The organism is Betaproteobacteria bacterium, from assembly GCA_009377585.1.
In the GTDB taxonomy this organism is placed as follows: Bacteria; Pseudomonadota; Gammaproteobacteria; order Burkholderiales; family WYBJ01; genus WYBJ01.
Genome location: WHTS01000155.1, coordinates 1 through 11935 on the forward strand (window position 1 = coordinate 1; position 11935 = coordinate 11935).

13 protein-coding genes are annotated in these 11935 nt (G+C 65.9%); all 13 read right to left on the reverse strand.

Going from position 1 to position 11935, the window contains the following annotated elements; all coding sequences use genetic code 11:
* Positions 1-246, reverse strand: a 246-nt coding sequence (locus GEV05_28020; GenBank protein MPZ47141.1) for a response regulator, incomplete at its 3' end; no start/stop codon positions are given.
* A gap of 61 nt (positions 247-307) precedes the next feature.
* Positions 308-2476, reverse strand: coding sequence for a response regulator (locus tag GEV05_28025; protein MPZ47142.1), 2169 nt, complete (start codon positions 2474-2476; stop codon positions 308-310).
* A 24-nt stretch (positions 2477-2500) separates the two neighbouring features.
* Complete coding sequence (locus tag GEV05_28030) at positions 2501-3967, reverse strand: chemotaxis protein (GenBank protein MPZ47143.1); 1467 nt, start codon at positions 3965-3967, stop codon at positions 2501-2503.
* 107 nt (positions 3968-4074) lie between these two features.
* Positions 4075-4770: a chemotaxis protein CheW gene (locus tag GEV05_28035; GenBank protein MPZ47144.1), complete on the reverse strand. Its 696-nt coding sequence runs from the start codon at positions 4768-4770 to the stop codon at positions 4075-4077.
* A complete protein-coding gene (locus GEV05_28040; GenBank protein ID MPZ47145.1) occupies positions 4767-6170 on the reverse strand; it encodes a hypothetical protein in 1404 nt (467 codons plus the stop codon). The genes GEV05_28035 and GEV05_28040 overlap by 4 nt, the downstream gene beginning before the upstream one ends.
* A complete protein-coding gene (locus GEV05_28045) occupies positions 6160-6609 on the reverse strand; it encodes a chemotaxis protein CheW (GenBank protein MPZ47146.1) in 450 nt (149 codons plus the stop codon). Before GEV05_28045 ends, GEV05_28040 begins: the two co-directional genes overlap by 11 nt.
* Positions 6610-6809: 200 nt before the next feature.
* Positions 6810-7460 carry a response regulator gene (locus GEV05_28050; protein MPZ47147.1) on the reverse strand — a complete coding sequence of 217 codons (651 nt, stop codon included), beginning with the start codon at positions 7458-7460 and terminating at the stop codon, positions 6810-6812.
* Positions 7457-8632, reverse strand: coding sequence for a PAS domain-containing protein (locus tag GEV05_28055; GenBank protein MPZ47148.1), 1176 nt, complete (start codon positions 8630-8632; stop codon positions 7457-7459). The genes GEV05_28050 and GEV05_28055 overlap by 4 nt, the downstream gene beginning before the upstream one ends.
* Positions 8629-8931, reverse strand: coding sequence for a PAS domain-containing protein (locus tag GEV05_28060; GenBank protein ID MPZ47149.1), 303 nt, complete (start codon positions 8929-8931; stop codon positions 8629-8631). Before GEV05_28060 ends, GEV05_28055 begins: the two co-directional genes overlap by 4 nt.
* Before the next feature lie 623 nt (positions 8932-9554).
* Positions 9555-10040: a cupin domain-containing protein gene (locus GEV05_28065; GenBank protein MPZ47150.1), complete on the reverse strand. Its 486-nt coding sequence runs from the start codon at positions 10038-10040 to the stop codon at positions 9555-9557.
* A gap of 29 nt (positions 10041-10069) precedes the next feature.
* The gene (locus GEV05_28070; GenBank protein ID MPZ47151.1) at positions 10070-11062 is read right to left on the reverse strand and encodes a tripartite tricarboxylate transporter substrate binding protein; all 993 of its coding nucleotides are present in this window, start codon (positions 11060-11062) and stop codon (positions 10070-10072) included.
* A 16-nt stretch (positions 11063-11078) separates the two neighbouring features.
* Positions 11079-11435, reverse strand: coding sequence for a hypothetical protein (locus tag GEV05_28075; protein ID MPZ47152.1), 357 nt, complete (start codon positions 11433-11435; stop codon positions 11079-11081).
* Between the two features lie 14 nt (positions 11436-11449).
* The coding region (locus tag GEV05_28080; GenBank protein ID MPZ47153.1) for a UTRA domain-containing protein at positions 11450-11935 on the reverse strand (486 nt) is incomplete at its 5' end.

Here is an 11935-nt window from a genome sequence, read left to right on the forward strand (position 1 = left end):
GCCGCTCACGATCACGATCGGGCGCGGATCGGTCTGCATGATGCGGCGCGTAGCCTCCACGCCGTCGATCTTCGGCATGTGGACATCCATGGTGATCACGTCGGGGCGCAGTCGCTGCGCGATCTCGATCGCCTGCTCGCCGTCGGCTGCGGTCCCGACCACCAGAATGTCCGGGTCGGCGCCGAACACCGCGAGCAGGAATTCGCGCACGACAGCCGAATCTTCCACCACCAGCACCTTGATCATGGCGCGTGCGTTCTCCCGTCATTGTTCGCATCACGGCACGTGAAGCCGATCGAGGCCGATGTCATAGCAGCCGCGCCACGATCTCGAGCAGGTTGCTCTGCTCGAAGTCGCTCTTGACCAGATACGCGTTGGCGCCGACTTCGAGCCCGCGCTCGCGCTGCTCGCGCTGCCCGAGCGCGGTCACCAGCACCACCGGCACCGCCGCGAGCCTGGGGTCTGCGCGAATGCGGGCGGTAAGGTCGAAGCCGTCCATGCGCGGCATCTCCACGTCCGAGACTACCAGGTCGAACTCGCCGGCCCGCAACGCAGCGAGCCCTTCCATGCCGTCGACGGCGGCAGAGACCTGGTAGCCCGCCGACGCGAGCATGGCGGTGAGCAGCGTGCGCGCGGTGATGGAGTCCTCCACGACCAGAATGGCGCGCCGGCGCGGCTCCGGCACGGTGCCCGCGACCCGCGCGGCCGGCCCTGGCTCGAAACCCCGGCACGACTCGATCAGGTCGGTTGCGTCCAGCACCGGAACCACCTCCCCCGTCGCGATGACGCAGGCGCCGGCGACATTGCGCACGCGCGCAAGCTGCGGGCCGAGCGCCTTGACCAGCACTTCCTGCTCGCCGACCACCTCGTCGACCGTCAGGGCGATGCGCTGCGCGCCCTCGCCGAGCACGAGCACGCGCAGATGGGGGTCGTCGGGGTCGGCCGCGGACGCCGCGGGCAGGCCCAGCAATTCGCCGAGCCCGACCACGGCCATCGCCCGGCCTTCGAGCGCGATGCTCGGGCGGTTCTCGACCCTGCGCAATGTCGCCCGCGGAACTCGTGCAACCCTACCCACGACGGTGGTCGGAATGACGAACGGGCGGCCACAGGCGCGCACTAGTACGCCGCGGTAAGTGGCAAGCGCATGCGGCAGCAGGATTCGAAACGTACTGCCCCGGCCGGGGTCCGATTCGAGCGTGACGCGTCCGCCCAGGCGCTCGATCTTCTCGCGCACGATCGCGAGCCCGAGCCCACGCCCGGAAATGTCCGTCAGCATCGTGCTCGTCGAAAGCCCCGAATGGAACACGAGCGCCAGCGGCTCTGCCGGGTCCTCGAGGACGGGCAGGCCGAGCCTGCGTGCGGCTTGCGCGACGGCCTCGCGGCGGATGCCCGCGCCGTCATCGCCCACGGCGATCTCGATCCGGCCACCTTCGCGGTGAGCGACACTGAAGCCGAGCCGCCCCTGGGCGGCCTTGCCGGCCCGCTCGCGCTCCGCCGGCGGCTCGATACCGTGATCGACGCAGTTGCGCACGATGTGCAGCAGCGGCTCCGCCAGCGCCTGCAGAATCCCGCGATCGAGCTCGATGTCGCCGCCTTCGATGGTGATCTCGAGCTTTTTCGCCTGTTCGCGGGCGAGCTCGCGCGCCATTCGCGGGAAGCGCTCGAGCAGCGTCGCGACCGGCAGCAGGTGCATCTCGCGCACCTGGCGCAGCAGCGCGCTGGTGATCGACGCGAGCATGCGCTCGTCTCGTTGCGCGTCGCGCAGCAGCCGTTCGACGCGCTCGGGCAGTTGATGCGCGAGCGCGGGTGACGCCATCGCCCCTCGGCCGATGCTCGCAGCGTGGGCGCTTGCCTCACGCAGCTCCTCCACCCGATGCGCTGCGGCAAAGCGCACGGTCAACAGGCCTTCGGCCTCGCGCAGCATCGCATCGAGCCTGGAGACGTCGATGCGTACGACGCCGTCGCCCGTCGCCGCGGCGAGCGCCATCTGCGCCTGCTCGGGCGTAACGGTATGCACGGCAGCGCGCTCGACCGGGCCGGCCACACTCGCCTCGTCGCTGTGTGCGCCCGCACCCGGTTTGCCGGCGCTCTCGATCCGGCGCAGCAGCGCCGACACCGGCGCCGAAAGCGGTGCTGCGGCAGCCGCTTCGCGCATCGCACCGAGCGCGTCAAGCGCTTCGCGCAAGCTCTCGGGCAGCTCGTACGTCGACACAAAAGCGCCGCGCTTGAGCGCCGCAAACGCGTTCTCGAGCGCCTGGCACACCGCTTCCATATCGCGCCGATTGACCGCCCGGGCAGCGCCCTTCAGGGTGTGCGCGTCCCGGAACATGCGCTCGACGAGCGCGGCGGGTAGCTCCGCGCCGGGCACCGGCGGCCATTCGTCGAGGGCCGCGGACATCGAGCGCAGTTGCTCGTGCGCCTCCGCGCGAAAAGTCGCCTGGAGCCTTTCCAGGACGTCTTTGCCGTATTGCGCCATAACGCCTGCGCTACCGCGTGCCTGCTAGGCCGGCGCGGAGTGAGTGGCGGCGACCATTTGCCCGAGGCGGCGACCCAGCTCGTGCAGGTCGTGGGCCGCGCTTTCGGCCTGGCGCGTCCCGGCGACGTTCTGCATGCTCGCCTGCTTGATGTTCTCGATCGCGAGCGCGACCTGCTCCATGCCTACGATCTGCTGCTGGCTCGATGCCGCAATCTGCGTCGCCGCCTGCGCGGCCTCCGCCACGCTCTCGGCGAGCCGCCGGATTGCCTCTCCAGCCTCCCCCGACTGCCGCACGCCGGCCTCCACCGTCTTCGAGCCCTGCTCGGTGGCCATTACCGCCGCCGTCGTGGCCTTCTGGATATCGCCCAGTATGGCGCGCACCTGCGCAGTCGCCTGCTTCGACTGCTCTGCCAGACTCCTCACTTCCTGCGCCACCACCGAGAACCCCTTGCCCTGCTCGCCCGCGCGCGCCGCCTCGATCGCCGCGTTCACCGCCAGAAGATTCGATTGCTCCGCCAGGTCGTTCACCGTCGCGGTGATCTCCCCGATCGCCTGGCTCTGTTCCGACAGCCGGACGATGCTCTGGCCCACCGAACCCATCTGCGCCTCGATCCGCTGCATCAGCGCGATCGCCTCCTCGACCGACGCCCTGCCCGCGTGCGAAATCTCCGCCGCCTTCGCGGCAGTTTCCGAGACGTACCGCGCCTTCTGGCTCGCCAGCTGCGCGGTCTGCTTCACCTCCTCCACCGTCGCCATCGTCTCGGTCACCGCCGCAGCCGTCTCCGAAGCCCCGGAGGCCACCTGCGTCGTCGTCGCCAGGATCTCGCTCGACGACGACGCCAGCCGCGCCATGCTTTCGGTGAGCGCTCGCGTGATGCCGCGCGTGAGCAACAGGCCCAGCGCGATTCCGCCCACCAGAGCCGCAACCGAGACCGAAGCGAGCCAGAGCAGCGTCACCTCCAACTCGCCCGCCACCCGCGCCCTTCCGTCGATGAGCTGCTTGCGTTCATAGGCGATGAATTGCTCGTGCTTGTCTCGCAGCGCGAGAAAGCGCGAGAGCGCCTCTCGATCGAGCGTGAGCGCCTCCTCGCGCTGTCCCTGTTGCAGCAGCGCGATGCCCCGCTCCTGATGCGCCTTGAACGCCCGCTGCAGCTCGCTGATTTCGCCGAGCAGCCGCGCGCCCCCTTCGGTTTGCGCCAGGGCACGCAACTTCTGCAGCAGCCCGTCCACCTGATGGTGGCTGTTGCGCAATTCGACCACCACCTGCGCCTGCTGCTCCGGATAGAGCAGCAAGCCGCGGTACTGAGCCGTCTGGTCGCGCGCCTCGCGACCGAGCTCGGTGGCGAGCACGAGCGCCGCGCTTTCCACCTCCAGGAAGCTTGCGTACGCCGCCTCGGTCGCCTTGAGCGCATAGACGGCGACAGCCACGACGAATGCGAGCGCAACCAGGACGATTGCGTAACCTCCGAGAATCTTCTTGCCGACAGTCATGCTTGACCTCTTCCGCCTTTCACATCACACGCCGCTGGCGCTGCCGCAGAGCCCCGAGCCGTTCCGTCGAACTCGGGCAGAAACGGGGTCGGCGTCACGCACCCATTTCATTTTCGTCCGTCCGCCGCGATGGCGCCCTGCGCATTCCGGTCTGGGCGTGCATACGCCCCGGCGCCTTGGCGCCCCTCATCGATTACGAGCCGCTCGTCGGCAAGCAGGCGTGCTGCGTCCAAAACCACGATCCGTTCTTCGCTGACCCCGAGGAGATAACGCGCTCTCACCCCCTCCAGTGTGGGCAGCGAGGCGACCAGCCCGCCGCGCGGCAGACGCCGCATGCCCTCGATCGCGTCCGCGAGCAGGCCGAAGCGCATGTGCGCCGACTGCAACACGATCAGCCTGTTGAGCTGTCCCAGGCCGCGCTCGGGCAGCTCGAACAGGCTGCGCAGATCGAGCACGGAGACGATTTCGCCGCGCACGCGGGCGATGCCGAGCACGAACGCAGGCAGGCCCGGAAGCGGCGTAAGGTGCTCCAGGACATGGACGCGCGCGACGTGCTGCGGCTCCACGGCGTACGTTTCCGCACCCAGCCGAAATGCAAGCACGTCGATGAACGCGTTTGCGCCCTCGGCAGCGGCCGGCCGTGCGAGCTGCCGCGCACGCGCCTTCAGAATGCGTTCGGCTTGCGCCCGATCCGGGGTCCACGCGCGTTCGAGCGCCACGCCGGCGACATGCAGCCGCTCGTGCAACGCGCCTGGGTCGCGCGCTGCAGACGACACACCGTCCCCGGAGCCCGGCGTGCTCATCGACGTTCCTCGCCGACGACCGAGCTTGCCAGGCTGGTGCGAACGGCCGTGACCAGCTGCACAAAACGGCCTGCATTGACGCCCTCGGAGTATGCAACGCTCTCCTCCGGGCGCAGACGCGAGGCGTAGTCATGGGCGGCGGCAAAGTGCCGCAGCGCCTCCTGTCTCCGCCCCTGCACAACGCGCAGGTGCCCGAGCGTGAGATGCGCCATGATGAATTCCGGGTCGAGGTAGAGCGCGCGTTGCAGGGCGGCCGCGGCCGCCTCCGTCTCGCCGCGTTCGCGCAAAATCACCGCACGCAAGTAGTGGTGCGCCTCGTTCAGCCGATCGTCGGCGATGGCGCGATCGCAGCATTCGAGCGCTGCGCCCAGATTGCCCTCGTCCGCCAGGCGGCGGGCGGCTTGTGCGGCAGTTTCCGTTTCTTGCGCACGAGCGCGCGGCACCGGCTGCACGACTATCGGCTCTTGCCGCACCGGCACGGGGGCGCACATGCTGCCGCTGGCGCGCGCTGCGCCTGTACTGGGAGGCTTACGTGTGCGCTCAATACGGCGATAACCAAGCGCGCCCGCAAACGCGACCGTCTCGAATCCCGGAAAGGTGGCGTTCGACATCTCCGCCGCGCTCACGAACAGCCAACCGCCCTCGCACAGGCGATGGCGCAGCCGCAGCACGGCCTCCTTCGCCTTGCGTGGCTCGAAGTACATGAGGACGTTGCGACAGATGATGATGTCCACGGTCCCGTCGCCGCCGGGAAGCGGCGGATAGGGCTCCTGCGCGAGATTGAGCGCAAAAAAGCGCACCCGTTCGCGCAGCCGGGAATCGATCCGGAAGCGGCCGTCGCGGCAGCGCGTGAAGAAATGCTTCACCCACGCCGGCGCAGCGCGAAACGACCACGCACCATATACGCCGTGCTCGGCGTAAGCGAGAAAGCGCGGATTGATGTCGCTCGCAATCACGCTGACGTGCTCGCGCCAGGCAGCGGGCAAGACGCGCTCGAACAACATGGCGATGCTGTACGCTTCCTCGCCCGTGCAGCAGCCCGCGCTCCAGATCCGCAGGCGCCGATCCGGCTCGCCGTCCGTGCGCAGCAGCTCGGCAAGCAGCAGGTCCCGCAAGGTGTCGAACAGCGCCGGATCCCGAAAAAAGTAGGTTTCGCCGACCGTCGCATGGCAGACGAGGGCCTCGAGCTCGCGCGCCGACAGCGTCGCGGCCTGTAAGCGTCCAAGCCACGCACCGGGATCGTCGGCGTGAAGCTCGGCGCCGGCGGCGGCGATGGCACGTTCGAGATCCGGCCAACGCTGCGGCGGGAAATGCAAGCCTGCATGCTGGGCGAGCCGCGCCGCCACGCGCGCGAGCAGCGCGGGCGCCAAGGTGCGCGGCAGACAGACCTCACCCGGCATCGAGCGCTTCCTCGAGCAAGCGCTCGTCGTCGAGCGAAAGGAGCTGGCCCAGATCCTCGATCAGCACCAGGCCATCGTCGAGCTTGACGACACCGGCGACATGCGTGAGCCCGGGGACGATGCTGCCAGCCTGAACGGCGGCATCCGCTTCATACGTGGCGAGGCCGTCGACCGCATCCAGTTGCAGAACAACGCCACGCCGTCCGGTATGCGCCAGGACGAAACAATCCCCCGGCTCGATCCGGCGGCGCGCTCGCGCGAAGCAGTGGCGCAGGTCGATGACAGGCAGGACGCGGCCGCCGATATCGACGACACCGACAATCGCCCGGGGTGCGGCGGGGAGCGGCTCGACCCATGCGGAACGCACGACGCGCTCGACGCTGCTCAGGGACAATCCCAAGCGCAGGTCGTCGAGCCGAAACACCATGATTTGAGGCATTGTCTATCGCATCGCTCAGGAAGCTGCGCACCTGGCTGCGTTTTCGAATAGATTATGCCGACTGTGTCGGGCCGCTACATCCGTAGCACTACGGAGGACATCCCCTCTTTGCATGTGGAGATGCCAAGTGATCGGCCGCCGCGCCCGGTCGAGCGCAAAAGGCGCCCGGGTTCATAAAGTGGATACGTGCCGCGCGACCGTCAGGGTAGCGGAACGATGCCCTTCGAAATGGCAAAGCGCACCAGATCGGTCTGACTCTGGAGGTCGAGCTTGTGCAGCGCGCTGGCGCGGTGAGTTTCCACGGTGCGGACGCCGATTCCCATCGTTGCCGCGATCTCGGCGTTGGTCATACCGGTGGCCGCATAGCGCAGTACCTCCCGCTCGCGCCGGGTCAGGATGTCGAGCGGATCAATGCTCGCGCTACACCAGGCCCTCTGGCTGTAGGCGTCGACGCGACCATCGGACAACGGCGGGCTCAGGTAACGGGTGCCCGCCATGACTGCGCGCACTGCCTGCAGCAACTCTTCGCGGCCGGCGCATTTGAGGACATACGCGCGCGCCCCGGTGCGCATCGCTTCCCAGACATAGGGCAACTCATCGTGCATCGACAACACGACGACCCGCGTGCTCGGGATTTCCCGTGCAACGTACCGAACGACCTCCAGGCCTGGGACGCTCTCCATCTGGAGATCGACCACGAGCACGTCGGGGCGCAGAGTCGGCAGGGCTTCGCATGCGCGCAGTGGATCCGATTCCTCGCCCACTACCTTCATGTCGGACTCCGTATCGAGCGCGTGCCGCACCCCCTCCAGCACCAAGGGATGGTCGTCGAGCAGGTAAACGCTGATCATGCGCGCACACCGGAGCGCGGCGGCTGCCCCTCCAGCGGCAGCTCCAGCGTGATCGCAGTGCCCGCACCAGGGGTCGACTCGACCGTGAGGCGTCCGCCGAGGGAACGCGCGCGCTCTCGCATGCCGAGCAGGCCGACGCCCCCGACCGTTGCACTGGAACCAAGGCAAGCCTCGGTATCGAAGCCGACACCGGCATCCTCGACCTTCACCACGGCACGGCCGTTCGCGACCCGCACCAGCACCACCGCCTTCGGTACTCGAGCATGCTTGACCACGTTGGTGAGCGATTCCTGGATGATCCGATAGAGCGCGGTCTCGTGCTCGGGCCGAAGACGTCGATCGAGCCCGGAATGCCTGAAGTCGACTTCGAGACCGGTTCCAAGACGCTGCCGCTCGCACAACCATGTCAGGGCGGCAAGCACACCAAGATCCTCGAGCATCGGCGGCCTGAGATCTGCCGAGATGGTACGCACGCGCGCCTGCAAGCGATTCGCGACCGCCAAGGCTTCGCGCAGGCGACTGGTGTTCGCCGGCGGCGCCGCTTGGCCAAGATCTTCCAGCAGGAGCTTGAGCGCCGTCAGCTCCTGCCCCATCTCGTCGTGAAGCTCGCGCGCAATCCGCCGCTGCTCGCGCTCGCGCGTCGACGCAATGCGCGCTGCCAGCTGCTCCGACTGGATCAGCGCTTGTTGCAGCCGCTCTTCGGCGCGGCGCCATTGCGTCACATCGTACAAGCAGAAGACCAGCATCTCGACCTTACCATGCTCCCCGTGCACGGGACTCAGCGTCAAATCCCAGTATGTCACCCCGCGCTCGGGATGATCGGGGAACACGAAAGGATGCGCGCGCGCCGAATAAGCCTTGCCGCTTCTTACAACCTCTTCGAAAACGGTTTTGGCCTCCGACGGGTACATCTCGAAATGGTTGCGCCCGGTGAACTCCTCGATGGTGCGGCCACAGGCGTCTGCATAGCTCTTGCTGACGCGCAACACGTTGAAATGAAGGTCGAGGAGAGCAACGCAGGTGAGCGTCGACTCGAAAAAGCATTCGAGCAGCGCCTGGGCTGGCAGCCGGGTGTTGAGCTTTTCCTGAACCGTCGCATCAACGCCGACGCCGGGAAGCAACGGCGCCTTTTGCCCGGGCACACCGAGCGGCGTGCCACGCGACGGGATCAAGCGATTCCTCCCAGCTTCATCTTCGGAGAATTCTCTCGTGCCTCAGGCACCTCGGCCGTAAAAGAATTGACAAACCCACGTCCTATTTCGCCGAACAAGGCCTCGGGCAACGAGGCCCCGAGCAAGTTGTGCCCACACACCGCGTCGCGCCGATAGCTGGTCGCCCGTTCGCAGGCGCTGTTGAAGACGATGATACGGCCTGTGGAATCGGCAAGCACTGCGAAGTCTTCAATTGCATCCAGCACTTGCACAAGCAAATTAATAGGATTGTGACTCACGCCATCCACGTCGTTCCCGATTCCCGTGCCTCAATTGCAAGGACCCCCTGGCCGCTCCTTATTGTTGCTTCTAACTTCTATTATGCAGTCTAGCCTCGGTCACCATCAAATTCGCCGAATCGCCTCATCGAAATCTGAGCGGAATCGATTCGTACCCCGATGAAAGAAAGCAGTCGAGCGAAATACTCACCTCAGAACGCACCGAGGATCGGCCCTGATTGGGCTGACGAGAAAGGAGTGCAGAGCTGTAGCGAGGCAGATGCCATCCTGGACTGTTGCTGCGCGTTGAATTTTGACCAAGGCACGTAGTCGCCTCGAACGAGGAGCGGCTGTGGACGAGTTTAGCGGTTTTGAAGTTGAAAGAGCCTCCCTCGATGATCCCAGCTAGGACTGGCCGCCCCATTCCGACCAAGCGATCAAGCAACCGCGCAGAAGAAGAAAACGAAGACGATAACTCGCGCCGGCGAACAGTGCCGCCTTGCACTCCTGCCGGCAATGCACGCGCGGATCGATCCCTTGGCCGCATGCGGACGGATCAGCTGATTAGCAAGATCGGCACACCAGCAAGTGCAAGTACCAAGGCGCGACCATCGCACTTGAGCCTCATTTTCACCTCCTCCCCTGGGGCATGGCCGCCGGGCCAATTACGCGCCGCCGTGCGATGCAATCGCAATGACCGCGGGATGATTGGAGCGGTTGCTCCACGCGTGGTTGGAGCCTCTCACGATCGCGATCTCACCCACCTTCATGGGTACTTCCTCCGTATCGAGCTGAAGCACGATCTCGCCTTCGAGGACGATGGCGAAATCCAGCGCGCGGACTTTCTGCATATACGGATGCGGCGCTGCGCTCGAGTATGCCGACGCTGCGGGTGAGCCCTTGCCGTAGACCGCGCGGAGGTGTCCGCCATTCGGTGGGCCGGGAAAATCGTACGGCAGATTGCCGTCGTCGTTCTGGCCTTCGAGCGGCGCAGGGCTTTCGTGCCACACCCAGAAGTCGGTCCACGCGTTGGTGAGAGTCTTCGCGTCGTGTGCATTCGGTGCCGGGCCATCCCACACGACTCTGGACCGGCCTCGGGTGTCGTTGCCTGTGACTACACGCCGGACCGGAATCATTGCGTCATCTGCCATGGTTTTCACCTTGTCGGTTTGTTCAGCGCTCACTTCGGAACGATTCCCGCGGTCTTTGCGACTTTTGCCCACTTGATGGTTTCGGCCTTGATGAACTCGGCAAACGCTTCCGGCGACGCACTCGTCTTCACGTCGTTGCCTATCTTGGCGAGCTTCGCCTTCATCTCCGGCATGCTCAGTATGGCCACCACTTCCTTGTGAAGCTTGTCGATGATCTCCCGCGGAGTATTCGCAGGCGCGAGGAGCCCGGCCCACTGAATCGCCTCGAAGCCCGGCAGCCCCGCCTCGGCTATCGTGGGCAGATCGGGAAGTGCCGGGCTGCGTGTTGCGCTCGTGACGCCCAGCGCACGCAGCCGCCCCGCCTGAAGGTGTGGTATGAGCAGAGACATACTGCTGGAGGCGGTCAGGACCACCTCACCGGCGAGCACCGCAGTGATACTGGGCGCTCCGCCCTGGTAGGCAACATGGGTCATGCGGATCTGAGCCATACTGCACAGCAGCTCGATCGTCAGATGCGGATTGGTTGCATAACCAGCCGAACCGTACAGGATGTCGCCCGGACGCCCCTTAGCGATCGCTATGAACGCCTTCAGCGATTTGGCCGGGAAGGACGGATGCACGACAATGAGATTGGGCACGAAGAGCGTCTGCGTAATCGGTTCGAAGTCACGCAATGCGTCGTACGGCATGCTCTTGAAGCCAGTCGGATTAGTTGCGAGTGTGCTGGGGCTGATCAGTAGGGTGTACCCGTCCGGGCGCGCCTTCGCAACAATCTCCGTGCCGAGCCGCGTGCCGGCGCCGGGTCGATTGTCCACGACGGCCACCTGGCGTCCGGCGCGCCGGGACATTTCTTCGGCGATCAGGCGCGCGCTGATGGAGCTGCCGCCGCCCGGTGCAGTTGGCGCAACAATGCGTATCACGCGATTCGGGTAACCGCTCTGCGCCAGTGCCTGCGGCACAAGCGATGCGAGCCACATGAATCCTGCTGCGAGCAGAGCAGTACGATGTTGTGAACACTGCATCTCTCCTCCTTCGCCATTACTCCGGCTGTCGGCCTGCGGCTTTCACGACCTTCGCCCACTTCGTGGTTTCGCCTTTCATGAACCCGGAGAACGCCTCAGGCGAACTTCCCGCGACCTGGTTACCATCGGCCACCAGGCGCGCGACCGTCGCAGGTGTACCCAGAAACGAGACGACCTCTTTGTGTATTTTGTTGATGATTCCCGATGGCGTTTTCGCCGGTGCCAGCAGGCCATACCACTGCACTGACTCAAAGCCAGATAGCCCGGGAATTCGGGGGACGGCCTCGACACGCTTAGCCGTGGTGACACCCAGCGCACGCAGCTTGCCCGCACGCACGTGTGGAAGCAGGTAATTCATGGCGAGACGCAACATTGGTCGCTGTCGCGTCAATGCGAAACGCGCTTCACGAGCACCTCGCGGTCGCTCACCACATCGAAGAATGGCGTGATGTCCAGATAACGGCGCAACACGAAGAGCGCCGGCGAGCCGGGAGTCACTTTCAGGCGCCTGGCCATGCGGGACGGCACCTCGCCGGCGCTAAGCTCCATATGCACGCGGTCCAGTGTCTCGCCGTACATATCCACGATCTGGTCACAAATCAGCATGTGGTCCTGATTCTTATGCCGGGTGACCCCGGCGTAGCGCGGCTCCAAGTAGATATCGATCCAGCACATGGGCGTCGTCGATCCCTTCGGATGGCGTAGCGTGCTGAGCAGGAACCACTGCTCCCCGGGCTTGCACTTGAGGAGCGGCGCAAGTGCGGCATCGGCCCGCACTCGCCGGCTTGTCAGCGTCTTGCGCCATGTCTCCGGGTAATTGAGTAGCTGCTCCATCGAGGTGACGCTCTGGGCGTAGATGGTCGGCGAATGCGC